The following is a 26026-nucleotide window of genomic DNA, read 5'->3' as shown; positions in this document are numbered from 1 at the left end:
CTTGGGCTCCTTCTCCTTTCTCTTTTGACGTGTCCAATAGCTCAGGCAGACATTTTGTTGCTGTTATCCAGCGATGCCTCTTACTACCTTGAAACCGCCGACTCACTGCAAGACACTGTCAACAAAACACTGCCGGGAAACCCCGCTTTCAGCATCATTGACCTCCATAAAACCGAGCTGCCAGATCACCAGGATCCCCCCTATCAACTCATTGTTGCCATCGGCAGCTATGCGACTCGCGAGGTGGTTGACTGGGGAGGGGAAACACCTGTGCTCAGTATTTTCACCCCAAAAAATGCCTATGAATCTGCCTGGTCAGCGCACGATAAAGCACCAACGCGGTCGGTTTCTGCAATTTTTCTGGATCAACCCCTCAGTCGGGTGATCACACTCGCATCATTACTGAAACCGGAAGCCACGCGATTCAGTACCATATTCGGTCCTGTCTCCAGGGGGTTGGAGACAGAGCTGGAGACACTTACCGCTGCACGTGGCCTGGTTCTCAAACACGGCTACCTCGACCGGGAGGACAACCCTGTGTCGGTGCTGCGTCCCGTGGTCAACGGTACAGACCTGTTTATTGCCCTGCCGGATCAGGCCGTCCTGAACCGGGCGATCGCCAAGTGGATTCTCCACCTCAGCTTTCAGCAAAAGGTCCCGGTAATCGGCTTTTCAAAGGCCTATACCATCGCCGGGGCGCTGGCCTCTATTTTTTCTTCGCCTGACGATATTGGCAGACAGGCAGGGGAACAGATCAGTCAATGGCTGCGCAATCCGGAAAGCACTCTCGGCGAGCCCCAGTATCCCCGCTATTTCAGTATTTCCACCAACCCGGCCATAGCACGATCACTGGGCATATCCCTGCCGACAGACAATACGCTTTACATGGACATCCAAAAGCAGGAGCAAGCAGCACAATGACTAAAAGCCCTTTGCTCAGCAAGTCGATTCATCAGCGGTTTCTTGTGGTGGCACTTTTCCCACTACTGTTAATCATCACGTTTTTGGCGCTGTACACAATTGATGCCCGACGGGGCGATCTGTCAGAAAATCTTTATCAGTCCGGGGATATAACATCGGATTACCTGGCGACGATTTCGGATCTGTCGCTCTACTCAAGAAACATCAAGTTACTCGCAAACACATCGGCGGCGGCCATTCGCCTGCCCGATGTGTCCGGTGTCGCCTTTATAGACCACGCGGAGAAACTGGTTCTGAATTCGGGAGATATACCCGCGGCAGCATTGGGATTTTCGCCAGACAAACAACCCTTTCGACTGGATAATCACGTCTACTTCAAGAAACCCGTTTATTTACTGGGTATTGAGTTCAGTGATTACGAGGAAGAGGCCGCGCAAGCGGCCGATGATGAATTGATCGGCTGGGTAATCGTCGCGATTGATCAGGCCCGTTTGCACCAAAAACAGCGTCAGATTGTTTTTACCTCCCTCTGGCTATCGCTGTTGGGACTGATTATTGCCTTCATATTGACCTATTACCTAAGCTTGGGGTTGATTGCTCCGATTCAGCACCTCACCGCCGTCATAAAAAAAATGGCCCGCGGGAACCTGAGTATTCGGGCCCAAACCGGAACCCACGACGAACTTGCCATTCTCGCCAGTGGCATCAACCAACTGGCGGAATCAATTACTGAGGGCAAACAAAATCTTGAATATCGGATTAATCTCGCTACCAGCCAGTTACAGGATACCCTCGAGAGTCTGCAAAAAAAGAACCGTGAACTGGAATTGTCACGGCAGGAAGCGGAAACAGCGAATCAGTCAAAGAGTGATTTTCTGGCACGGATGAGTCATGAGCTGCGGACACCCATTACCTCCATTCAGGGGTTTGTACACTTGCTCGATTTCAGCATCATGTCCGAAACAGACCGTCACTATTGCCAGATTATTGATCAATCAGCACGCCAGCTACTGACACTGATTGACGATATTCTGGCTTGCTCAAAACTCCAGTCCAATACCGTTGAGCTCGATCAACAGCCAATTGATCTGGCGGAATGCGTAGAGCAGGCCAGCGCCCTGTTTTCTCCCCAGGCCCAACACAAGGGCCTTTGTATCGCAGTGGATTATGCACCCGATGTGTTGTTGCACCGGGTGGGAGATATGATCCGGCTACAGCAAATTTTGAGCAATCTGATCGCCAACGCCATCAAGTTTTCCGAACAGGGTGGGGTTTTCATCTCACTGAAAACCAACCCGGCACAAGCCGTTATTATCGAAGTGCTGGATACCGGTATCGGTATTTCCGCCGATGCCCAGGGTCTGCTCTTTAATGCATTTACCCAGGCAGACACCTCCATTTCCCGTCACTATGGCGGGACCGGACTGGGACTTTCGATTGTCAAAAGCCTGGTTGATCTCATGGGGGGTGACATTGACCTGGAGAGCCAGGAGGGTAGCGGCTCCACCTTCCGTATAACGCTACCACTACCGCTCTGTGAGACCCAACCAAACTGGAAAATCAGGCCCTGCAAGGTGGTTATCGCCAGCTGTAACGAATTTACAACACGGGCACTCAGGCATGCTCTGGAAAGATTCGGGGTGAACGATATTCTCGTCACCGATTACGACCATTTGCTGAATACCTCATTACACCTTGAGGCCAGCGACCGGGTTATTGTCTGCATACCCGCCCCGCAGGGGGCCAGTGATGATCTCTCGAAACTCATGGTGCAGTTGCGCAATGCAACCAGGGCTAAACTGATTCTGACAGCATCACAGTTGAATTTTTATCAGCAATTCAATGCCAGGGAGCGGGCAGAGCTCACTCCGGTCGCTTTTCTATCAATGCCGCCACCGCTGTCCGAGCTGCACCGATCACTGAATGAAAATGGCCCGTCACAGGACCCGACCACCGTTGCCCCGGTAAATAGCCAACTCCTTGATGGTGTGAATATCCTGATTGCCGAGGATAACCAGTTCACCAGCCTGCTACTGGATACTTTGCTGAGCAAGATGGGCGCCTACTGCACATTGGCAAACAACGGCAACGAAGCCCTCGCAGCCTGCCAGCATGACACCTTTGACCTGTTACTGGTGGATATACACATGCCTCAGAAAAATGGCATTGATACCCTGATCGCTCTGCGGCGCAGCAATAATCCCAACGCACGAATTCCGGCCCTGGCCCTGACGGCCGATATCCTCCAGCAAGAGGAGAGGGCACTGTTCGATGCCGGAGCAAATGGTTTGCAACTCAAGCCTCTCAATGAAAATGAATTGCTTGCCAACATCTGCAAACTACTCAACATCAGGCCACCCACGGATGTGCCAGCTCCATCCACTGAAGGGGGGGATCTTTCCGTGGATTTATTCCGTCAGGAAGTCAGGGATCTGTTGAAAAAAGCACGCCAGGCCGTGGCCGATGATGACCTTGCCGAATTGCGTGAACAGGTTCACCAATTGTTGGGTATCGCCGGTGTCTTCAAACTGGCGACATTGGAACAACTGGTGAGGCACCTTCACGAACAGATCAAGGCGGGATCGTTGACGTCAGTTTCAGTACTGCTCGACAAGATTGACCGTGAGGTTGAATGGATCGACCTGTAGGGAGCTTTAAAAAAGCTCTATCAGACTTATTACTGGAATCTGATCAAACAGACCGAACTGCGACCACACCCTCGACGTCGGCAATGGCTTTGAGCAGGTCGCTAGTTGGCTGACTGGCGACATCAATAATATTGTAGGCGATGCCATCACGGCTCTGGTTGACCATGTCGATAACATTCATGTCCCGATCCGCCAGCAGGGACAGCACATGACCTAACACTTTTGGCACATTCTCGTTACAGAACGTGATTCGATAGCCACCATTTCTGGCCATTTTGGTGTTCGGGAAATTCACCGAATTGCGAATGTTGCCATTTTCCAGATAATCCATGAGCTGATCGGCAGCCATCATGGCACAGTTTTCTTCAGCCTCTTCAGTACTGGCGCCGATATGCGGCATACAGAGTACATCCTTGCGGCCAAGCAGCGTCGGCACCGGAAAATCGGTGACATACTTCGCCAGACGCTTTTCATCCAAAGCCGCCGTGATCGCTGCCAGGTCGACCACTTCCTCCCGGGCAAAATTCAACAGAATGGTAGAGGGCCGGACACAGCGCAGTGCTTCAGCATTGATCAGATGGCGGGTTGCCTCCATGGCAGGCACATGCAGGGAAATGAAATCGGAGCAGGCCAGCAGACTCTGCAGGTTTTCCACTTTCTGAACCCGCCTGGACAGGCGCCAGGCCGCTTCCACAGAAATCGCCGGATCATAGCCGGCCACGTTCATGCCAAGCTCAAGAGCCATATTGGCCACCAGCGCACCGATGGCACCGAGGCCGACCACACCCAGGGTCTTGCCAGCTACTTCACAGCCGGCGAACTGCTTTTTCTGTTTCTCCAGCAGTGTCGACATCTCGGCATCATCCGTGATGGCGGTGAGTCCCTGTACGTAATTCATGCCGCCAAAAATATCTCTGGAAGCGAGAAACAAGGCGGAGGCTACCAACTCCTTCACCGCATTGGCATTGGCACCCGGGGTGTTAAATACCACGATGCCACGCTGGGTATACTCAGCCACCGGAATATTATTGACACCCGCACCGGCACGCGCCACCGCCTTGACGCTCTCGGCAATGATTTCTTCATGCAGTTTCTGGCTGCGCAGTAAAATCGCATCTGGCTGCGAAAATTCGCTGGCTATTTCGTAGTCTTCTCTGGGAAAACGGTCCAGCCCTTTGGTAGAAATCTGGTTATAGGTCCGCACTTTAAACATGGCTTTTTCTCACGCAACGCTGCTTATACCGATCATTAACGGGAAACTTCCCGATAACCCCATTCAATCCAGGGCATCAGTGCTTCAATATCCGTTTTTTCGACGGTCGCACCACCCCAGATCCGCAAACCGGCAGGGGCATCCCGGTAGGCGCCAATGTCATAGGCCACACCTTCCGCATCGAGCAGTTTAACCAGTTGTTTTACCTGATCGGCCTCCAGTGACAAGGTCAGGCAGATACTGGTACTTGACCGGTTGGCCGGGTCTTCCGCCAAAAAGTGTATCCAGTCATGGGTCGCAACAAACTGCTCAATGACCGACAGGTTGTCGCTGGACCGGCGAACCGTTGCCTGCACACCGCCGATAGACTTAACCCAATTCAGCGAATCGAGATAATCTGCCACACAGAGCATCGAGGGCGTGTTGATGGTTGCACCCTTGAAAATATCCTCAATCAGCTTGCCGCCTTTGGTCATGCGGAAAATCTTCGGCAGTGGCCAGGGTGGTGTATAGGTTTCCAATCGTTCAACTGCCCTGGGGCTAAGGATCAGCATTCCGTGGGCACCTTCACCACCGAGTACTTTTTGCCAACTGAAAGTGACCACGTCGAGTTTTTCCCAGGGCATCTCCATGGCAAATACCGCAGAGGTGGCATCGCAAATGGTCAAACCCTCACGGGTATCACTGATCCAGTCTGCATTGGGGACTTTGACCCCGGAAGTGGTGCCATTCCAGGTAAACACAATATCGTGTGCGGGATCGGCAAGATTTAGCTCCGGCAGCTTGCCATAATCAGCGCCGTAATCATTGACCTGCTCGAGTCTCAGTTGCTTGACAATATCCGTTAGCCAGCCCTGTCCGAAAGACTCCCAGGAAAATACGTCAACCGGGCGGGGACCCAGCATCGACCAGAGCGCCATTTCAACGGCCCCGGTATCCGAGGCAGGAACCACCCCCACCCTGTAACCCTCTGGCAAGCCCAGAACCTGGGCCGTTTCCTCACACACCCGCTGTAATGCGGTCTTGCCGATAGCCGCTCGGTGTGAGCGTCCAAGGGTAGTAAGATCAAGGGTGGACACATCGTAGCCGGGACGCTTGCTGCAAGGCCCGGAAGAAAAATTTGGGTTGGCCGGCTTTTGAGTCGGTTTCATGATTGATCTGCCTGGAAGATGAAAAGAAGCGGGACATTTTAAGCGGGATTGGCTACTGCACAAAGCCACTACGAATAGAAGCCACTAATAATATTGGGGTCAAGCCTCCCGTTGTATAACAACAAGAGGCACCTACGGCGGTGGATATCGCAATGGACTGAAGCGTTCGTTATTGACCCATCAACGAACGTTCCCGCTGAATAAGGTATGAAGCCACCTTCAGCATTTCCTCGTTGTCACCATTATTATCGAGGCCGGATATCCGGTATTTTCCATTCACAACCATTTCGGGTGTGCCCTGGATGCTGTAGCGCCGCTGCTTTTTAGCTGCCAGATCAACAGCCATATTGATGCCTGCCGAGTTAAAGACTTTAGTGAACCTTGCGCGATCTATCCCATTGGCCTCAAACAGGTCAGCGATTTCATTCTCTGTCTCCAGACGGGCTTTTTTGGGATTCTTCAGTTTGGTTTTTTTGGGATTCATTGCCTCAAAAATAGGCTCATGGATCTGATCAAGGACTTTCATGGCTTTGGCCGTGAAATAAGCTTTGGCATGGAGACGCATGGTCGGGTGCCAAATCGCCGGAACGCGGACAAACTCCACATCCTCGGATAACGCCTTAACCCAAGTGTTGAGCGCAGGTTCAAAAGTGTAGCAGTGGCTACAGCCGTACCAAAACACCTCTGCCACCTCGATTTTGGCAGGGTTACTGGTGGCAACCGGTTCGGCCAGCACCTCGTAATGGACACCTGCTTTGTAGGGGCCTTCTGCATGGGCGGTAGACACAGCAAAGACCAGCATCGCGACGGATACCATAAGAGTCGATAGCAGATTACGCATTAGCTTTTCCTTTAGACTGGTTGAATTACCCTGCATAGACCACAGAGAGCGGACAGGTTCCCTACACAGCATTAAAAAAGGCGGTCGGATACCGCCTTGGCGTGCTGTTGCTTATTTCAACCCGGCGATAAAATTCGCCACCGCTTCGATTTCAACATCATTCATCTGGGCAGCAACACTGCGCATGATTTGTGAGTCGCCATCATTGGTACGGGCTGCCGAATTATCGGGATCATGGGCACCAGTGCGGAAGGCGCGCAGTTGTTTGGCGGTATATTCGGCAAACTGACCTCCCAATGCCGGATAACCCGCAGGGTTGTTACCATTGCCCGCCGGGGAGTGACAGCCGGTACAGGCTGGCACACCGGTTTCAATGTTGCCTCCACGGTAAATACGCTCACCGAGGTCGAGTGCGGTTTCTTTGGCACCGGCCATTTGAATGGTCTTGGACGCATAGTAGGCCGCCATATCCTGCAAATCCTGCTCCGATGCGTTATTCAGCATACCGGTCATTTCAGGTATCACACGATTCCCTGCTTTGATATCTTGCAGTTGTTTGGTCAGATACTTCTCACCCTGACCGGCCAGCTTCGGAAAGGTCGCCATGGCGCTGTTGCCATCGGCACCATGACAGCCAGCACACATCGCTGTTTTAGCCTGGCCGGCCGCAGCATCACCTGCCGCAAAGACAAAAGGGGCAGTCAGGGCCGTTGTGAGTAGGGCAGTCACTGTCAGAATCATTTTTTTCATTGGTTAATCCGCTCTCTGCATTCCGCTACAATGGGACATTCTTATTGCCTTCTAAAAAGCGGGGGCATTATATACCAAACCCCCTCTGACCTTAATAGTTGATATCAGGTTACTCCACCAAGGCTTTTCCATATGTCAGAAGAAATCTCTTTTACCAAGACTCAATTTCTCATTAGCGCCCCGACTGTTTGGCAGTGTCCGGAGGATGTCGGCAGGGAAGTTGCATTTGCCGGACGCTCCAATGCCGGAAAGTCCAGCGCCATCAATACCCTTACCAACAATAGTAAATTGGCCCGAACCAGCAAAACACCCGGCCGTACGCAGTTGCTCAACTTTTTTTCCCTGACCGAAAACTGCCGTCTGGTGGATTTGCCCGGTTACGGTTTCGCCAAAGTACCGAAGGCCATGAAACAGGCGTGGGACCGCAATCTCGCCGAATATCTGCAACAACGCCGCTCCCTGAAAGGTCTTGTGATGCTGATGGATATTCGCCATCCATTACAGGAATATGATTGGCAGATGATCGGCTGGGCCACACAGTCTGCCATGCCGGTTCATCTATTGCTCACCAAAGCAGATAAATTGAATAATGGTCCCGCTAAAACGGTACTTCTGACGGTCAAACGCGAGCTGACCAATGCCGGGTTCGGGGATGAGGTGACGGTACAAACCTTTTCATCGCTAAAGAAAACGGGCATCGAGCAATTAAAACTGGTGATTCAATCCTGGTTGGCTGACTGACAATCCCCCTTTTGCAAGAATATCGTGCAAAAAAAACCCTGACCATTGAGATCAGGGCGTGCCTTGCTGTTGTTTGGGGATTTACAAACCTTGCATTTAACTTGGGGAGAAAATAGCAATGTTGCTTGTAGTAATTAGTCTCTCCTGCCAATGAGAAGTTCCATTCTGACAAAAAGTTTTTTATTCAGCCTTTTCCGCAGAATGTGCAGGGCAAAAAAAACCCTGACCATCGAGATCAGGGCGTGCTTTGCACGTTGTTTGGGGACTAACGAGCTTTGCATTTAGTTTGGGGAGAACAAAGCAATATTTGCCTGCTCGTAAGGTTAGTCAGTTATTTATGGCATGAGTTCCCATCCAGCTTAAAAAAAATTTAAGCACTTGATTATAAAATAATTTTTTCTTTGTCCTCAGAGTTGTATGGCTTTTTCAGTTTGATAAAGCGCCAAACCGCTTAATGTGCCTCATCCCAGTTATCACCGACACCCACATCGACAAGCAGCGGCACATCGAGCCGGGCGGCATCGGTCATGCGAGCCTTGAGGCCAGACAACACGTCCTCCAGTTCAGCCTGGGGAACCTCCAGAACCAGCTCATCGTGCACTTGCATAATCATCCTGGCGTTGAGCTTTTTATCCGCCAACCACTGATCGACGCTGATCATTGCCAGTTTAATGATATCGGCCGCTGTTCCCTGCATCGGGGCATTGATCGCAGTGCGCTCTGCGGCCTGTCGGCGCATCCCGTTACTGGCCCTGATTTCGGGCAGATACAACCGCCGGCCAAACAGTGTCTCAACATAGCCTTGCTCGGCTGCACGCTTTCGGGTGGACTCCATGTAGGCCTGCACCCCGGGGTAGCGGGCAAAATACAAATCGATATATTCCTGGGCCTGATTCCGTCCAATGTGCAACTGGCGGCCCAGACCGAAGGCTGACATGCCGTAGATCAATCCAAAATTGATCGCCTTGGCACTGCGCCGCTGTTCTCCCGTCACAGAAGCCAATTCGACGCCAAACACCTCTGCGGCTGTGGCACTGTGCACATCAAGATTCTGATCGAATGCTGCTTTTAATCCGCGGTCTCCCGAGAGATGGGCCATGATTCGTAGCTCGATTTGCGAATAATCGGCCGCCACTATCTTGCAACCTTCTGTGGCTACAAATGCCTGGCGAATGCGGCGTCCCTCTGCGGAGCGCACGGGAATATTCTGTAAATTCGGGTCAGAGGAAGACAACCGACCGGTTGCCGTTACCGCCTGATGATAGGAAGTATGAATTCGCCCTGTAGCAGCATTAACCAGCGAAGGCAGCTTGTCGGTATAGGTGGACTTGAGCTTGCTGAGGCTACGATGCTCAAGCAGTAATTTCGGCAGCGGGTAATCCAGCGCCAACTCCTGCAGCACCTCTTCTTTGGTGGAAGCGGCGCCCTTGGCCGTTTTCTTTTGTACCGGAATTTTCAGTTTTTCAAAGAGAATGTAGCCGAGCTGTTTTGGTGAGGCCAGATTGAATTCTTCCCCCGCCAACTCAAAAGCCTGCTGCTCCAACTCCGCTATGCGTTCACCCAACTGGTCGCTTTGTTTCCGAAGTAAGTCAGCACTTACTTTTGTTCCATTTCTTTCTATTCTTGACAGAACAGGCACCAATGGCATTTCAATGGCCTGGTAAACATGCGCCAGCCCGGTTATATCCTGCAATTTTGGCCAGAGTGTTTCATGAAGTCTCAGGGTGATATCCGCATCTTCTGCCGCGTAGGGAGCGGCCTGCTCAATGGCAATCTGATTGAAGGTGAGCTGATTGGCACCTTTGCCAGCTATATCCTGAAAGTGGGTGGTTTTTTCCCCGAGGTACTTCAATGCCAGGCTATCCATATCGTGCCGTGTTGCAGTGGAATCCAGCACATAGGATTCAAGCATGGTGTCGAAGCGGATGCCCTGCATGGCAATACCGTGATTGGCCAGTACACTCATGTCATATTTGAGATTTTGGCCTACCTTGGCGAGTTTTGGTGACTCAAGCAACGGTTTCAATTGTTCCAGCACCGCATCCCGATCGAGTTGCCGGGGTGCACCCAGATAGTCGTGGGCAAGGGGGACATAGGCCGCCTGATTCGCAGCAATTGCAAAGGAGACGCCGACAATGCTGGCCTGCATGTAGTCGAGGCTGGTGGTTTCCGTGTCAAAGGCAACCAATTCAGCCCGCTCCAATTTCTGCAGCCACTGATCGAGTTGCTGCTGAGTGAGAATCACCTGGTAGTCTTTGTCAGCGGCTGGCGACAACAAACTGTTGTCACTTTCCCCGGCAGCGAGCAATTCCTCAACCCAGCCCTTGAACTCCAGTTGGCGGAACCAGTCGAGCAGGGCGGCGTTATCGGGCAAGCCATTACCCAGCTCCGACAAGGTTACTGTCAATGGCACGTCGGTTTTAATGGTCGCCAGCTGGTAGGAAAGAAATGCCTGGTCCCGGTTCTCGGCAAGCTTTGCCGGTGTTTTTTTGGCGCCGCGGAAATCGAGCTCGGCAACCGCCTCCAGATTGCCGTATATGGCATCCATACCACCCAGATTTTGCAGTATGGCCAGGGCCGTTTTTTCACCGACGCCAGGGACACCGGGGATGTTGTCTGATTTGTCGCCAACCAGCGCCAGATAATCAATCATCAATTCTGGCGGAATACCGAATTTGTCGATCACCCCCTGCGGATCCATGACCGTTTCAGTCATGGTGTTGACCAGCGTAATCTGCTCTGAAACCAGTTGAGCCATATCCTTGTCACCAGTGGAGATCACCACATGGGTCTGGTTTTGCGAGGCTTTCAGCGCAAGCGTACCAATGACATCGTCTGCTTCCACCCCCTCTTCCACCAGCAGGGGCAACCCCATGGCACGGATAATCTGATGGATCGGTTCAATCTGCTGTCTCAACTCATCGGGCATCGGTGGGCGGTGTGACTTGTACGCTTCAAAGAGTTCATCGCGAAAGGTTTTCCCCTTCGCATCAAAAACCACCACCAGCGGGCTTCCTGGGTAGTCCTTCAACAGGCGGCGTATCATTGAGATAACCCCCTTGATAGCGCCAGTTGGCTGTCCACCCGAAGTAATCAGGGGAGGTAAGGCGTGGAAAGCCCGGTAGAGGTAGGAGGATCCATCCACCAGTACGAGCGGTGTTTTATCATTCATTGGCAGGCAACTTGAGCAGAGACTTGGATGGGTGAAGCATACCCCAAATTGTTTCTTTCCAGCCAACAAGCGGCTAATCTAACCAGGAAATTCGTGAGGTATCATTAACGCCATGTCTTCGTTCCTGCTGCCAGATATCCGGACACTCAATCATTTTCTTGTCCAATACTCACCGGAAAGATTGGTCGCTGGCATTGATGCCATTTATTCAGCCCGGAATCACCTGACCTGCAGATTCAGTGTTGTCGCCGGCGACCGTTTTTTTCTCGTGGTGGCGGGGGAGGCTGCCAGGGATCGGCTGGCGTTCTCAGCTCGATTGGTGAATTACCTCCGTGGGCAGCAAATCCCCGTCACGCCCTGTCTTGCCGATCACTCGGGTCATCATGTAACCAACTATGGCGAATCGCCGGCACTGCTGTTTCAGTTACCGGAAGGGCAGGCGCCAAAGCAGCCAAACCCTTCAATATGTCATGAAATTGGTACGTTCCTTGGCAGAATGCACGCCAGTACCCAAGACTTCAGTGAACAGCACAGCAACCCCCGCAGCCTGATATGGCTGGATCTTGCCGCGCAGGAAGTGATAGACCAATTGTCAGCAGGTGATGCGGCGTTACTGAAAGAACAGTTGATCCGATTCAGACGGACAGCCGAGGCTGGCCCTGTGCTACCCTCCGGCCCCCTGATAGGCAGCCTGTTTGCCGACCAGTTGATTTTCAGAGGGGCGCAACTTCAAGCCATGACGGGGTTCTTCTTTGCCTGCACTGACTGGCTCCTGCTGGATGTGGCCCAGGCAGTTAATGAATGGTGTTGTAATCAACAGGGTGAGCTGGACCGGCAACTGACTAGCGCATTGCTGGACGCCTATGCTGCTGAAAGACCTTTCACCACTGTGGAAAATCAGTATTGGCAAGACATTTTATGTTTCTCTGCCACCCGATTCTGGATATCCAGACTATTAAACTCACTCCTTCCCGAGCACAGCGACACACTGTCAGTAAAACGTGATCCGGCTGAATACAAGGAAAAGCTTCGCCGCCGGATTGTCGGTTACATTCCCCTGCCTGATTAACCGCACTTATTCGCTCAGGCAACTGACAAACGCGTCCACAATACCCTCTATCAGCGCTGGATAACCCTCCTTTACTGAATCCAGGTGGATACCCAGGGGGTCGAGCTCGGCACTTTTTGCCCCCAGTTGCTGCGCCAACTGGTGGGCGGCCTTACTGTCCAGTTGCGGTTCACTGAAGACACAGCCTACTTGCTGCCCCAGCGCCAACATTTGCCCGTAGTGGCGGATGCCTTGTGTTACCCCGCTGGACAGCTGCATCATAGCCAACTGCGTCAGTCCGTAATGAGCGACAAAATGACTATAGCCATCATGCATGACGATAAAACCGCGTTCGCGCAAACCCGCAAGCCGCTGCCTGCTCACGGAGTCCAGTTGAGTAACCATCTCGGTAAACGCCTCGAGATTCTGATCAAAAATGGCCTGTTTGGCAGGGTATTTCCTGGTCAGCTCCGCTGCAATCGCCCGGGCAATCACGATTCCATTCATCGGATTGAGCCAGACATGTAAGTCCCGTGTGAGACTATCATGCGCATGTCCGTGTGAGTGCTCCGGGGTTTTTTCCGTGTGTTCCGGCGGCCAAATCAACCCGTTTAATTGGGCAATCTGTAACTGCGAGTCAGACCGTTGTGCCAGGGGTTTCTGCAACACAGACTCAAAGTGTGGACCAATCCAAATGATCAGCTTGGCAGACCTTAGTGCACGAAGATCGGAAAATTTCAGTGAGTAGTCATGGGGTGAGATATTTGCCGGTAATAACACTTTGACCACAACGCTTTCGCCAGCAATCGCCTCAGCTATGGCAGCGAGGGGCTTGATGGAAGCGATCACTTCCGGGACTTCATCTGCAATGACCCTGTTTGCCAGCATTGCGCCAGCAATCAACAGGGCGATCCCATGTGTATATGTCTTCTTTTTCATTATCTATTGCTATATTGTTTCATCAATGGAGATTCAACTACAGGCCCTGAAAGTATACTGACTGCCAGGCTCTAGAGCCATAAATGGTTCATACCGTGGCAACCAAAGCTAAATGCAACAATGTATCAATATTACCTATTTGAGTTGAACTGTATTCTCAACTACAGAATAAACGATATAAAGTAACATCTTTTCTGAAGAGACTAGAAATGCTGACCAACTCCCGAATCGCTTATCACCACCATGACCACAAGCGCTGTATCAATGCAGCACTGTGCCGTGCCAGGGAGCTTTGTGATGCCAGAAAAGCCCGGCTCACGCCGATACGTGAAACGGTTCTGAAAACCATATGGGCCAGTCACCGCCCACTCGGCGCCTATGAAATAGTCGACCTGATGTCGCAATCAGAAATGTCTGCTCATCGTATTTTGCCGCCTACGGTTTACCGGGCGATTCAGTTCCTGCTGGACCAGGGCCTGATTCATCGTCTCTCGTCCCTGAACGCCTACATAGGCTGCCCGTTTCCCGGTAATTATCACAGTGATTTTTTTCTCATCTGTGGACAATGCGGTTCAACGGCAGAGTGCAGCGACGACCAGGTGGATCATGCCGTCAAACACGCCGCCGGGCGGGCAAACTTTCAGGTGGAATCCAAAGTGATTGAAATCGTCGGTATCTGTCCGGAGTGCCAATTGTGAAGGCGCCGCTGATCGAACTCAGCGCAATCGGGCATGCCTTTCAGGGAAACCGTGTTTTATCGGACGTCAGCCTGACCATCGAGACGGGGCAGATTATTACACTGATTGGACCGAACGGGGCCGGCAAAACCACCCTGGTAAAAATTGTCCTCAGTTTACTCAAACCGGATACTGGTACAGTGACCCGGGCCCCTGACCTGCGTGTCGGGTACATGCCACAGAAATTACATATCGACCCGACATTGCCCCTTACGCTGCGGCGTTTTCTGTCGCTGGCAGAACCCAGCTTGCAGCTGTGCCTTAATGCACTGGCCGAAGTTGGCATTGAGAAGCTGATTGATATGCCCTTGCAATCCCTCTCCGGCGGCGAAATGCAGCGGGCCCTGCTGGCCCGGGCTATCCTGCGAAAACCCAATTTACTGGTACTTGATGAACCGGTTCAGGGGGTTGACGTGATCGGTCAGGAAGGCCTTTATCGCTTGATCGGGCAACTCCGGGATCGACTGGACTGCGGCGTGCTGATGGTCTCCCACGACTTGCATCTGGTGATGTCGGCCACGGACGAAGTTATCTGCCTTAACCAGCATGTCTGCTGTCACGGCCATCCCGACCAGGTCAGTACAAATCCGGCTTTTATCGAGCTTTTCGGCAGCAGGACCGCGCCCTACACGCACCACCACGATCACAGTCATGACCCGGCAGATAACAGCCGCAATGGCCATTCCGGAGGTGGCCACCATGATTGATGTTTTGCTTTACGCCCTGCTGGCAGGGCTGGGGGTTGCCCTGGTCACCGGACCGCTGGGTGCCTTTATTGTCTGGCGGCGCATGGCCTATTTTGGCGATACCCTGGCTCACTCTTCCCTGCTGGGGGTGGCGCTGGCCCTGTTGATGTCCATTCACCCAACCCTGTCGGTGGTCATTGTCTGCCTGGTACTGGCGCTAATCCTGGTGGTATTGCAACAACAGCAAAATCTTGCCTCAGACACCCTGCTGGGGATTCTTTCACATACCTCACTGGCCATTGGTCTGGTGGCAATCTCGCTGATGCCCTCTGTCAAAGTGGATTTGCTCAGCCTTTTGTTTGGCGATTTATTAACCGTTACAGCGCAAGATATTGTGATTATCTACAGTATTGGTACCGCATCGATTTTATTGATGGTACTACTCTGGAGACCACTCCTGTCGATCACCATCCATGAAGAACTGGCCAGGGTGGAGGGAATACCGGTAACGGCTGTGCGGTCGGCTTTTATGTTGATAATTGCCCTGGAAATTGCCATTGCGATGAAAGTCGTGGGAATCCTGTTGATCACATCGCTACTGGTTATACCCGCCGCCACGGCGAGACGTTTCGCGCGGACCCCGGAGCAGATGGCATTGCTGGCCAGTCTCTTGGGCTGTATCGCCGTCATTTGCGGGTTATCAAGCTCCTGGTTTCTGGACACGCCAGCCGGGCCATCGATCGTACTCTGTGCCGGAGGACTGTTTTTGCTCTCATTGATTAAAAAGCAGTGAGCTCAGTGAGGACCTATCAAATAGCGACGTTAATGTCGAAATGAAGCAATAATCGAGCGCAAAGTCAGGCGCATCTGTTCTTCTTCAAAGGGTGGCTTGAGGAAACCGTGGTAGTCTCCATAGGGATTAACGAGCACCATATTACCGCTGTGATCTATGGTGTAATCACCGCCTTCCAACTCAACTTTCGTAAAGGCGACGTTCAGCTCGGTGGCCAGCTTGAGCAACACATATTTGTCTCCGGTGGCACCAACAAATTCCGGGTTGAAATAGGGCACATACTCAGCAAGTTTATCCGTGGTATCCCTTTCCGGATCCAGCGAAATCAGGACGACCTGGAGTTTTTCCTGCTCCTCGGGTTCGAGGCCGGCGTACATTCTGGCAGCCGAAGCCATAGCGGTGGGGCAGATATCGGGACAATGGGTGAATCCGAAAAACAGCAGTGACCACTTTCCCTTCAGACTGTTTTTGTCGAATACTTCGCCCAGATGGTCAGTTAACTGAAATTCGCTGAACTGGCGGGGAGTGTCCAGCAGAACAGCACCATTGGCCTGCAGCTCCTGCTCACTAAGGAGGTGAGGCTGATTCAGTTTGAAGACAAAGCCAGTGACCACCAGCGCAATAAAAACCACCAGTACCGTGACCGTCAGCTTCACACTGCCCCTATTTTTTTGCCTGATTAACACGTTGGATATCTCACTTTTTTATTGGATATAGTTATTCAAAACACCTCGCTAGGGAAAGAATGCGGGGACCGTAATCAGATAGTGATCGAGTAGCATAATCACAAACAGCGCCATCAGGTAGATGATCGAGTACTTAAAAGTATCCATTCCCGCATTGGCTTTTTTACCGACCATCATGACAATGGCCCAATAAATGAACCCAACCCCGAGCGCCAACGCCCCCAGCAGGTAGAGCCATCCGCTCATGCCAGTCACAAAGGGAAGTACGCTAATTACCAGCAACATCAGGGTATACAGCAGAATATGCAGCTTGGTGTATTTTTCACCGTGGGTGACCGGCAGCATCGGGATATCCGCTTTGGCATATTCGTCCTTGCGGTGTATTGCCAGCGCCCAGAAATGCGGTGGTGTCCAGGCAAAAATAATCAGCACCAACAGCAGTGCATGGCCGTGGATTTCACCGGTCACCGCCGTCCAGCCCAGCAGCGGGGGAGCAGCACCCGCCAGGCCACCTATTACAATATTCTGAGGTGTGGCACGTTTCAGGAACAGGGTGTAGACACCGGCATAGCCCACCAGTGATGCCAGGGTCAGCCAGGCAGTGAGCGGGTTGATGTAGACCAACAGGATGGCCATGCCCAGCAGGCCGAGCACAGTGGCAAATGCCATGGCCTGGAGCGGCTCGACACGACCTTTTGCCACCGGACGATTAACCGTCCTGGCCATTTTTGTATCGATCTGGCGGTCCACGACATGGTTAACCACAGCGGCAGCCCCGGCGCAGAGAGCGATCCCAAGATTACCTAAAATCAGCACATTGACTGGCACCATACCCGGCACCGAGAGGAACATACCAATCACTGTAGTGAGGATCATCAACGCCACTACATTGGGTTTTGTAAGCTCCAGATAGTCGCGCCAGACCGCTTTCGCCATCTCGGCCCCTGTTTCATTGATCATTTAAAACTCCCGTATCTGTCATTCCAGCCTGGCCGTCCAGGTTCTGGCGGCGATCGTGACCAATACCAGCAGTAACAGGACACTTGCCAAATGATGCATCAATGCCATGAGCAGTGGTGACATCAGAAAAATATTACTGACCCCGAGGGCAATCTGCACGGTCAAAACAGCCAACGTTATCAGCCCCATGCAGCGAAACCGAGTACTTTTAATTGTGAACAGCCGCACTGCAAAAGCAATCATCAACAGCGCAAGGATCAAACCACCCAGGCGATGCATGATATGAATGGCCACTCGCGCCTCACTTTCCAGCTTTCCACCCAAATAATTGGGTCCGATCGTTTGGATGAGGTTAAAACCGTTTTTGAAATCCATCTCGGGCCACCATTCACCGCGACAAGTGGGAAACTCGACACAGGCAAAAGCAGCATAGTTGGCACTCGTCCACCCACCCAGAATAATCTGTAACAGGGTTACGGTTATCACAACCAGCAACCAGGATTTAACGCTGCCCAGCTGACCCATTACTTCCGGAGAAAGTCGCCACTTGCGACTACCCAAACGGAGGGTGAGTAACCATAACAGCGAACAAGTCACCATGCCAGTGAGCAGATGGAGCGTCACAATCTGCGGCCACAGCTTTAAAGTGACAGACCACATGCCAAACAGACTCTGCCAGACCACAAGGAACAAAATAAATGTTGGAAGTCGAAAAGGATAGCCTTCGTCCTCCCTGCGAAACCAGGAGATAACAGCCAGTACAACCGTCAATAAACCCAGCACCGCCGCTGCATACCGGTGAACCATATCGACCATGGTTTTCTGATGTTCTATCAGATTATCGGGATAAAGACGTTCAGCACGCGCAATGACATCAGCATTGCTCAGCCACGAAAAATGACCATAACAGCCCGGCCAGTCGGGACAACTCAACCCGGCATCCGTCAGGCGGGTAAAAACACCGAGCAGTAAAACGACCACCGACAGGACTGTGGCGGTTACAGCCAATCTGAACCCGGCCTGGCGTTGTTTAGGGGAATATGCGGACATCAATCACAGTTCACTACGTGGTTTATTTACTTCACCAAAGCACCATTATTGCTTAATCAGGAAGCTAGCAACTCTCCCTCATCTTGCAACAAATGTTTTCAACCGGGCGAATATTTCATCAGGTGCTCTATGTCCTCGATCATTTCCTTGCCATCATTGGCCAGGGTGTACGACATCATGATCAAACCTTCCTGGTCCACCAGGTAGGCTCTTAGAGGTGCACCTTCTGTGAACAGTGGTGCGTTAGTGGCTTTCAACAACAACGCCAACTCGTCCTGCTTACCATGAACAACGCTCAGATAGGGGTGCTCCTCCATATAACGCCCTGTTTCCGGATCAATTTCATCGTCCAGGGCGATGTATACCCGCTCGAAACGGCGACTGTATTTTCCCAGACTGATATGAACCTGCCTGGTGGTATGAAGTAGCTCACGACATTCATCAATGCATTTTCCGGCGCCGGGAATAATCAGACGCCATTTTATTTTTTGCTCGGAAAATACCCAGGGCTTGCCATCCCCCGCCTTCAGGTTCAGATCCGTCATGGATACGGCCGGGACTACAAACTCACCAAAATTGGTTGTCCCGAGGCGACCCAATAAACTATTGCGTTCATCAGGCGTTTTCGGAAACAGCAGAAAACCGGCCACAATAACCCCAGACAAAACCCCGATCATGATCAATATTGGCCAGTAACCCGGCTTGGCCTGATTCTCGGTCATTACCATTACTCCGTTTTTTTACGTGTATATGACTTTCGATGCTTTAGGACAGCACCAAGATTTGAGTTGGCAAATAGCGTCAGAATGAGCAGCGCCATGGATAATGCCGACCACTGAACCGCATATCCAGTATGCATACCCGGCACCACGTTCACTACCTGCCAACCGGTTTCAAGCGCTCCCGGCATGCCTGCATCGAGTCGCAGCGTGTAGTCATAAAAAGGGATGGCCAATTTTTCCGAGACTTTTTTCGGTGCCGCATTCTGAATGATTTTTGGTCCGCCGCCCTCTCTCCACGGATCTTCACCCAGCATCAGCTGTTTACCGGGGGAGCGATACAGGTATCCAACCAGTGTGACACTGCCAGGCACCGCGCCCACATCGGGCAAAACACTGCGATCTAGCCCACCCGGCAACCAACCCCGGTTGACCAGAAACCACCCACCCTGGGAGGACTCAAACGGGCTGACAACTTCATAGCCCGGACGCCCGTTGCGGACTTGATTGTCTATCAACAGGGGAGAGCGATTATCATATTCTCCCTTGAGACGAACACGAACATACTGCTGATCAGGAAGCTTCATTGCCTCGGTGATGGAAACAGGTGCTGCAATTTTTTTCTGTCGATAGGTTTCCAGCAGCGCGTGCTTTTCATCGGCACGCTCCAATTGCCAGAAAGCAAGGCTGAGTGTGATTGGAAAAAAAATGCCGGCGAATAGCAATATTTTCCAGTTCCACTGCCACCGGAAGGAAATTTTAGTTTGCTGCTGCGGTTCAACTGGCATCTGTGTTTAAATAAATTCTCTGAATTTCGGGGGCACGTTCATGCTACTCAAAACTATCATTGTTTTTTTGTTTATTGCGGTTCTTATCAGCCTGAGCAGCGCGCTGGTTTTTCTGATGAAAGACGTCGGCAACCCGAGCAAACGAACACTTTATGCTCTCGGTGTGCGAGTGGTGCTGGCCGTGGCATTGGTGGGAACAATTGCCTGGGGCATCTACTCCGGACAACTCACCAGTAAAGCACCCTGGGATCGCCAACTGCACCCCGAGCGGGTCGCGCCGCAAATGCATCAATAGATTTTTCTTCTACAAAGTGAGAAAAAAGCGGCCAGGGAAACCCTGGCCGCTTTTTTATTACAGCCCGAAAAGTACTGAATCAGGCAAGCACGTAGACAAAAATAAACAAACCGACCCAGACCACGTCAACAAAGTGCCAGTACCAGGAGGCTGCCTCAAACCCGAACTGATCGTCGGGACTAAAGTGGCCCTTGAGCCCACGTAAGAACATTATCAGCAACATGATAGTCCCCATGGTCACGTGAGCACCGTGGAATCCCGTGAGCATAAAGAAGGTTGTTCCGTAAATGCCTGACTCCAGAGTCAGCCCCATATGTTGATAGGCGTGAATGTATTCTTCTACCTGTAGCACAATAAAGATAGCGCCGAGAAGAACAGTGATTCCCAACCATAAATTGAATTTTGCGCGATTACTGTTTTTCAGTGCAGTGTGAGCAATGTGTACAGTTACACTCGAAGACAGTAGAACAATGGTATTCCACAGCGGCAACCACCCCAGCAGGTTGGCCCAACCGGGAAAACTCATATGCTGCTCAGGACCCATGAATTGGGCATTTTCGCCATTGACGGCCATATCGGGCGTGGTCATCAGAGGCCAGGCGGGCTCGAAACCTTCCCACAGCAAATCGTTGCCCGCGTGACCACCCTCACCACCCAACCAGGGCAGTGCCAGTACGCGCACATAAAACAGGGCGCCAAAGAAACAAGCGAAGAACATCACTTCAGAAAAAATAAACCAGCTCATACCCCATACGTAGGAGCGCTTCAGCTGGGCACTGTTCATTCCCGCCATATTTTCGTGGATAACGGTGCTGAACCAGTTGTAGAGGGTAAAGACCATCACAAGCGCGCCGGCAAGTAACACCAGTGCCGAACCACCCTGCACCCAACTCCCAGCACCATAGGCCATCAAGCCCATTCCCAGTGCCGCCAGCACAGGCAACTTACTTTGTTCAGGAACGTAATAGCTGCTCTCTGTAGACATTACTTTTTCTCCATCAACGCCAACCCTGGTGGGTCGGTTCTTATCATCAATTTAATTTTGCTACTGAACCGTCGTTCACACGATCCGTTATATCAAAAAGGGTATAGGACAGCGTGATTGTCTTAACCGCCCTGGGCAGATCACGATCCACTATAAACACCAACGGTAAATCGGCTTCTTCACCCGCTTTCAGCGGTTGCTGGTTAAAGCAGAAACACTCGGTCTTATGGAAATAGGATGCTGCATTAAAGGGTGTAACATTGGGAATTGCCTGGGCAACCATATCCCGATGCGTGCTATTTTTGGCATAAAACGCCACCTCGGTCGCCTCACCCGGATGCACAACCACCTCATATGTCTTGGGCGAAAACTGCCAGGACATGGCGGCATTGTTGGTGGCGATAAACTGCACCTTGACCGTCCTGCTGGTATCAATACCAGCTTGAGAGGCCACATAGGGGCCCGATGTTTTACCACCAATACCGGTGACCTCACAGAACATGTCGTACAACGGCGGCATGACAAACAGGGCAAACAGGAACATGCAGACCACTCCGCCAAGCAGTTTGAATATCAGTGGTCTGGTTGGATTGGCCCACATGTTCTTTTGTTTTCCTGTTATTTGACAACCGGCGCTGTACTGAAGGTGTGGTATGGAGCTGGTGTGGCAACAGTCCACTCCAGGCCTTCTGCACCTTCCCAGGTTTTTGGTTCACTCACGGGTTTGCCAGATCTGATGGTCCGAACAACATTGAACAGGAACAACAGCTGAGCAGCACCGTAGATGAATGCACCAATACTGGAAATCATGTTCCAGTCAGAGAACTGCAACGCGTAATCCGCGTAACGGCGCGGCATACCGGCCAGGCCCAGGAAGTGCTGGGGGAAGAAGGTCACGTTGAAACCAATGAACGAGATCCAGAACTGCACCTTGCCCATCGTTTCGTTGTACATCCGTCCACACCACTTGGGCAGCCAGTAATAGACAGCTGCGGTGGCAGAAAACAACGAGCCGGCAACCATCACGTAGTGAAAGTGGGCCACGACGAAGTAGGTGTCGTGATATTGAACATCCGCAGGCGCAATGGCCAACATCAAGCCGGTAAAGCCACCGATGGTAAACAGAATCACAAATGCTATGGCAAACAGCATCGGTGTCTCATAGGACAGGGAGCCCCTGAACATGGTGCTGATCCAGTTGAACACCTTGGCGGCTGTAGGCACGGCAATCAGCATGGTGGCGTACATGAAGTACAGCTGCCCGCCCACTGGCATTCCCACCAGGAACATATGGTGTGCCCATACGATGAACGACAGGAAGGCAATGGATGCCGTTGCATACACCATGGAGCTGTAACCAAACAACGGCTTGCGGCTGAATGTCGGAATGATATGTGAAATCACCCCGAAAGCCGGCAGGATAATGATGTAAACCTCGGGGTGACCAAAGAACCAGAACACGTGCTGGAACAGTACCGGGTCACCGCCACCGGCCGCATTGAAGAAGCTGGTGCCGAAGTTGATATCCATCAGCATCATGGTGACCGCACCGGCCAGTACCGGCATCACGGCAATCAGCAGGAACGCGGTAATCAACCAGGTCCATACGAACATGGGCATTTTCATCAGCGTCATGCCCGGCGCGCGCAGGTTGAGCACGGTGGCAATGATATTGATGGAACCCATGATAGAGGAGGCACCCATGATATGAATGGCAAAGATGAAGAAATTCACCGAATCAGGGGCATAGGTCGTCGACAGCGGTGCGTAGAACGTCCAACCAAAGTTGGGAGCGCCACCATCCATGAACAGGGTGGAACTCAGCATCAGAAACGCAAACGGCAGGATCCAGAAACTGAGGTTGTTCATCCTCGGCAGCGCCATATCCGGCGCCCCGATCATCATCGGGATCATCCAGTTTGCGAGACCGACAAATACCGGCATGATGGCACCAAATACCATCACCAACCCATGCATTGTCGTCATCTGGTTAAAAAATTCGGGTTTGACGAGCTGCATGCCGGGCTGAAACAGCTCGGCACGAATCACCATGGCAAAAAAGCCACCCAACAGAAACATGGCAAAACTAAACCATAGGTACATCGTACCGATGTCTTTGTGGTTCGTAGTAAATAGCCAGCGGCCAATACCTTTTGCGGGACCGTGTGCCATGACTTAATCCTCCTATTATTGGCCTTGCTTATGTTTGAGAATATCGATGGGCTGCACGACATCACCGGTATTATTACCCCAGGCATTGCGCTCATAGGTAACAATCGCAGCAATATCCACCTCTGATAATTGACCACCGAAAGCCTGCATCGCCGTTCCCGCCTTGCCATTCACCACGATATCGATATGTGAAGTAATGTCGCCAGTCGTTATAGCACCACCAATCATTGAGGGGAACACGCCAGCAATACCCTGGCCGTTCACCTGGTGACAGGAGGCACAAGAGCGATTGTAGGCCTCTTCCCCCTGAGCCATCAGCTCATCCATCGTGAAGGTCTTTTTGGACAGTTCACGAACTGCGGCAGCGGCTTCTTTCTTCTCTGCCAGCCAGGAATTATAGGCTTCTTTTTCGAGCACATTGACCACAACTGGCATGAACGCATGACCCTGCCCACAAAGTTCGGTACAGGCTCCACGGTAAATACCCGGCTCATTGACATAGGCCCAGGTTTCGTTGACCAAACCGGGGATAGCATCTTTCTTGACACCGAGATCAGGCAACCACCAGGAATGGATCACGTCTTTCGCCGTGATCAGGAAACGCACCTTGGTATTGGCCGGTATCACCAGGGGTTCACTCACCTCCTGTACGTAATACTGGCTTTTCGGCGCCGTATTGTAGATTTCAGATTCGGGCGTGGCCAGCTCGCTCATGAAGGAGACATCCTGACCGAGATACTCGTACTGCCATTTCCACTGGTAGCCGGTAACCTTGACATCCATCTCGGCTTCACTGGCATCATAAACCTGCAGTAGCGCGCTGGTTGCTGGAATCGCCATAACGATCAGCAAAACGGCTGGAATCACGGTCCAGACAATCTCAGCGGTGGTATTCTCATGGAAGTTTGCAGCAACGGCACCCTTGGACTTGCGGTGCGCATACATGCTGTAAAACATCACGCCAAATACGCCAACCGCGATCACCACGCAGATCCAGAAAATGATCATGTGAATATCGTAGATTGCGTTGCTCACAGGGGTTACCCCCTTGGGCATATTGACAGCCCAACGCTGTGCATCATCTGCCAATGCCTTGCCAAAAGTGGCCAAGAACATCGCAGGGGCTAGCATCAGCGCGAAAAGCATACGTGCTCTTCTTGACATCGCCCTATCTCCAGTCAATAAGTTATTGTTTCTAGTTATGAATTCCATCCTGCGAGGGCCAAGCAGCCGCTCTGGACACGAAAAACCGGGCGAGTATACCAGATTTTTTCCGCACCGCTCCAGACTATTCCGCCCAAAGAGTGAATGCTTTTTCTGCCAGAATGGCCTCTTTAACCACCCAGGGACAAAATGAAATCACCGCCTATCCAACAAAAAGTTTTAGTGATCGCTCTGCCTATGACTCTGGCGAGCATCAGTATCCCGATCCTCGGCCTCGTCGATACCGCGATTCTCGGTCATCTGGCAAATGCCCGTTTTCTCGCTGCCGTGGCTGGTGGCAGTAGCGTACTCACCATGTTGTTCTGGTTGTTTGGATTTTTGCGGATGGGCACTATCGGCCTAACTGCCAGGGCCTGGGGTGCCGGAGATGCATCCCGCTGTGTTGAAGTGCTGGCTCAGTCACTGGTGATTGCATTCACTTTCGGGATCCTGTTGATCCTGTTGCGGCAACCCATCCTCAGCCTGATTCTCGACCTGATCAAACCCTCCACTGAAGCCAGACCACTGGCCATGGAGTACTGTCAGATTCGCATTCTGGCTGCTCCCGCCACCCTCGCCACTTTCTGTGCGATGGGCTGGCTGCTCGGGCTGCAGCGAGCCGGTACCACGCTGCTCCTCATGCTATTCGTCAATCTCACCAATGTTGCTTTTGATTTCCTGTTCATAGTCGGAATGAGGCTGAACAGTGCCGGGGCGGCATGGGCCTCTTTAACGGCGGAATATCTCGGTTTGGGGCTCGCTCTGCTGCTGGTGACAGTGACCATACGCCAGCTCAAAACACCGATCAGATCAATACAACTGACCAAATGGTCTAGATACCGCGAGCTGTTCAGGGCCAACCGCCACCTGTTTGTCCGCACGGCCTGCCTCGTATTTATCATGACTTTTTTCACCGCCCAGGGTGCACGGCAGGGCGATGTTATTCTCTCGGCCAATGCCATCCTGATGCAACTAATACTACTGGTGGCGTTTACACAGGATGGCTTTGCGCACGCCGCCGAGTCCCTTGCCGGGCATGCCATCGGCAAGAAAGACCTTAAAGGCTTTTACCGCATTTGTCTGATTACCACTGCCTGGGGGTTGGTCATCGCCTTGATCGCCACCCTCATTTATGCGTTTTTCCCGGATACCATTATTCGTGCTATTACCGATCTGCCAGAGGTTTTACCTGCTGTGAAAATCTATTGGCCCTGGCTGACAGCCATGCCACTGGTCGGCCTTGTTTGCTTTATGGCGGACGGTATTTTCATCGGCAGCGGCAAAACCCGCGCGATGCAGGACAGCATGCTGGTGGCGTCTTTCCTGGTTTTTTTGCCACTGTGGCACTTCTCAGCCTCGCTCGGCAATCATGGGCTATGGTTAGCGTATCTCGGCTTTTTAGCGGCACGCAGTGTTCAGATGGCATGGCTATTCGCCCTGTTCAGCAAACGCGACCAGTGGATCGCTTACAAATGCTGATGGACAAAAAGTCGCGGGGCTTATAGCGAGATGTTCTTTGCCTTTTTAT

General features: G+C 52.0%; 24 protein-coding genes. 9 read left to right on the top strand and 15 right to left on the bottom strand.

The window, feature by feature from the left end:
- Nucleotides 1-54 precede the first annotated feature (54 nt).
- Together QZ516_RS01120 and QZ516_RS01115 are read left to right on the top strand one after the other, a co-directional pair.
- A complete protein-coding gene (locus tag QZ516_RS01120; RefSeq protein WP_297185020.1) occupies nt 55-921 on the top strand; it encodes an ABC transporter substrate binding protein in 867 nt (288 codons plus the stop codon).
- Nucleotides 918-3569, top strand: coding sequence for an ATP-binding protein (locus QZ516_RS01115; RefSeq protein WP_297185017.1), 2652 nt, complete (start codon nt 918-920; stop codon nt 3567-3569). Before QZ516_RS01120 ends, QZ516_RS01115 begins: the two co-directional genes overlap by 4 nt.
- A gap of 43 nt (nt 3570-3612) precedes the next feature.
- Here QZ516_RS01115 and QZ516_RS01110 read toward each other — a convergent pair whose 3' ends face one another.
- From QZ516_RS01110 to QZ516_RS01095, 4 genes are all read right to left on the bottom strand, one after another.
- Nucleotides 3613-4782: a phosphoglycerate dehydrogenase gene (locus QZ516_RS01110; protein WP_297185014.1), complete on the bottom strand. Its 1170-nt coding sequence runs from the start codon at nt 4780-4782 to the stop codon at nt 3613-3615.
- Nucleotides 4783-4817: 35 nt separating this feature from the next.
- Nucleotides 4818-5933, bottom strand: a complete 1116-nt coding sequence (locus QZ516_RS01105; RefSeq protein WP_297185011.1) for a phosphoserine transaminase — start codon at nt 5931-5933, stop codon at nt 4818-4820.
- Nucleotides 5934-6102: 169 nt separating this feature from the next.
- Nucleotides 6103-6774, bottom strand: coding sequence for a thiol:disulfide interchange protein DsbA/DsbL (locus QZ516_RS01100; RefSeq protein ID WP_297185009.1), 672 nt, complete (start codon nt 6772-6774; stop codon nt 6103-6105).
- A 111-nt stretch (nt 6775-6885) separates the two neighbouring features.
- Nucleotides 6886-7524, bottom strand: a complete 639-nt coding sequence (locus QZ516_RS01095; protein ID WP_297185008.1) for a c-type cytochrome — start codon at nt 7522-7524, stop codon at nt 6886-6888.
- 132 nt (nt 7525-7656) lie between these two features.
- Between QZ516_RS01095 and yihA the strand changes: the two genes are divergently transcribed.
- Entirely contained in the window at nt 7657-8265 is a 609-nt protein-coding gene (gene yihA, locus QZ516_RS01090; RefSeq protein ID WP_297185006.1) for a ribosome biogenesis GTP-binding protein YihA/YsxC, read from the top strand.
- A gap of 451 nt (nt 8266-8716) precedes the next feature.
- Here yihA and polA read toward each other — a convergent pair whose 3' ends face one another.
- Complete coding sequence (gene polA / locus QZ516_RS01085; protein ID WP_297185004.1) at nt 8717-11437, bottom strand: DNA polymerase I; 2721 nt, start codon at nt 11435-11437, stop codon at nt 8717-8719.
- Nucleotides 11438-11549: 112 nt separating this feature from the next.
- Here polA and QZ516_RS01080 point away from each other — a divergent pair, with 112 nt between their 5' ends.
- Nucleotides 11550-12506 carry a phosphotransferase gene (locus QZ516_RS01080; RefSeq protein ID WP_297185002.1) on the top strand — a complete coding sequence of 319 codons (957 nt, stop codon included), beginning with the start codon at nt 11550-11552 and terminating at the stop codon, nt 12504-12506.
- 6 nt (nt 12507-12512) lie between these two features.
- Here QZ516_RS01080 and QZ516_RS01075 read toward each other — a convergent pair whose 3' ends face one another.
- Complete coding sequence (locus QZ516_RS01075; RefSeq protein ID WP_297185000.1) at nt 12513-13424, bottom strand: zinc ABC transporter substrate-binding protein; 912 nt, start codon at nt 13422-13424, stop codon at nt 12513-12515.
- A 209-nt stretch (nt 13425-13633) separates the two neighbouring features.
- On the opposite strand from QZ516_RS01075, the gene QZ516_RS01070 reads away from it, so the two are divergent.
- The 3 genes from QZ516_RS01070 to znuB are packed head-to-tail and all read left to right on the top strand — an operon-like array spanning nt 13634 to nt 15640.
- A complete protein-coding gene (locus tag QZ516_RS01070) occupies nt 13634-14122 on the top strand; it encodes a Fur family transcriptional regulator (RefSeq protein WP_297184998.1) in 489 nt (162 codons plus the stop codon).
- The gene (znuC, locus tag QZ516_RS01065) at nt 14119-14868 is read left to right on the top strand and encodes a zinc ABC transporter ATP-binding protein ZnuC (RefSeq protein ID WP_297184995.1); all 750 of its coding nucleotides are present in this window, start codon (nt 14119-14121) and stop codon (nt 14866-14868) included. Before QZ516_RS01070 ends, znuC begins: the two co-directional genes overlap by 4 nt.
- Nucleotides 14861-15640: a zinc ABC transporter permease subunit ZnuB gene (znuB, locus tag QZ516_RS01060; protein WP_297185529.1), complete on the top strand. Its 780-nt coding sequence runs from the start codon at nt 14861-14863 to the stop codon at nt 15638-15640. The genes znuC and znuB overlap by 8 nt, the downstream gene beginning before the upstream one ends.
- A 29-nt stretch (nt 15641-15669) precedes the next feature.
- Here znuB and QZ516_RS01055 read toward each other — a convergent pair whose 3' ends face one another.
- The 5 genes from QZ516_RS01055 to QZ516_RS01035 all read right to left on the bottom strand — a co-directional run bounded on the left by QZ516_RS01055 (nt 15670) and on the right by QZ516_RS01035 (nt 19843).
- Entirely contained in the window at nt 15670-16296 is a 627-nt protein-coding gene (locus QZ516_RS01055; RefSeq protein WP_297184993.1) for an SCO family protein, read from the bottom strand.
- Between the two features lie 78 nt (nt 16297-16374).
- A complete protein-coding gene (gene cyoE / locus QZ516_RS01050; protein ID WP_297184990.1) occupies nt 16375-17286 on the bottom strand; it encodes a heme o synthase in 912 nt (303 codons plus the stop codon).
- A gap of 18 nt (nt 17287-17304) precedes the next feature.
- Nucleotides 17305-18336 (bottom strand): COX15/CtaA family protein, encoded by a 1032-nt coding sequence (locus QZ516_RS01045; protein ID WP_297184987.1) that lies wholly within the window; start codon nt 18334-18336, stop codon nt 17305-17307.
- A gap of 98 nt (nt 18337-18434) precedes the next feature.
- On the bottom strand, nt 18435-19058 hold the full coding sequence (locus tag QZ516_RS01040) for a hypothetical protein (RefSeq protein ID WP_297184985.1): 624 nt from the start codon (nt 19056-19058) through the stop codon (nt 18435-18437).
- 5 nt (nt 19059-19063) lie between these two features.
- A complete protein-coding gene (locus QZ516_RS01035) occupies nt 19064-19843 on the bottom strand; it encodes an SURF1 family protein (RefSeq protein ID WP_297184983.1) in 780 nt (259 codons plus the stop codon).
- Between the two features lie 40 nt (nt 19844-19883).
- Between QZ516_RS01035 and QZ516_RS01030 the strand changes: the two genes are divergently transcribed.
- The gene (locus QZ516_RS01030; RefSeq protein WP_297184980.1) at nt 19884-20138 is read left to right on the top strand and encodes a twin transmembrane helix small protein; all 255 of its coding nucleotides are present in this window, start codon (nt 19884-19886) and stop codon (nt 20136-20138) included.
- A gap of 79 nt (nt 20139-20217) precedes the next feature.
- Here QZ516_RS01030 and QZ516_RS01025 read toward each other — a convergent pair whose 3' ends face one another.
- The 4 genes from QZ516_RS01025 to coxB are packed head-to-tail and all read right to left on the bottom strand — an operon-like array spanning nt 20218 to nt 24459.
- Nucleotides 20218-21123, bottom strand: a complete 906-nt coding sequence (locus QZ516_RS01025) for a cytochrome c oxidase subunit 3 (protein ID WP_297184977.1) — start codon at nt 21121-21123, stop codon at nt 20218-20220.
- A 46-nt stretch (nt 21124-21169) separates the two neighbouring features.
- Nucleotides 21170-21724 carry a cytochrome c oxidase assembly protein gene (locus QZ516_RS01020; protein WP_297184975.1) on the bottom strand — a complete coding sequence of 185 codons (555 nt, stop codon included), beginning with the start codon at nt 21722-21724 and terminating at the stop codon, nt 21170-21172.
- Between the two features lie 17 nt (nt 21725-21741).
- Nucleotides 21742-23295, bottom strand: coding sequence for a cytochrome c oxidase subunit I (gene ctaD, locus QZ516_RS01015; protein WP_297184973.1), 1554 nt, complete (start codon nt 23293-23295; stop codon nt 21742-21744).
- 15 nt (nt 23296-23310) lie between these two features.
- A complete protein-coding gene (gene coxB, locus QZ516_RS01010; RefSeq protein WP_297184971.1) occupies nt 23311-24459 on the bottom strand; it encodes a cytochrome c oxidase subunit II in 1149 nt (382 codons plus the stop codon).
- Nucleotides 24460-24696: 237 nt separating this feature from the next.
- Here coxB and QZ516_RS01005 point away from each other — a divergent pair, with 237 nt between their 5' ends.
- Nucleotides 24697-25977, top strand: a complete 1281-nt coding sequence (locus QZ516_RS01005) for an MATE family efflux transporter (protein WP_297184969.1) — start codon at nt 24697-24699, stop codon at nt 25975-25977.
- Nucleotides 25978-26026: the final 49 nt, after the last annotated feature.

The organism is uncultured Porticoccus sp. (assembly GCF_913061305.1).
Classification (GTDB): domain Bacteria; phylum Pseudomonadota; class Gammaproteobacteria; order Pseudomonadales; family Porticoccaceae; genus Porticoccus.
This window is presented reverse-complemented; position numbering and strand designations above follow the sequence as displayed.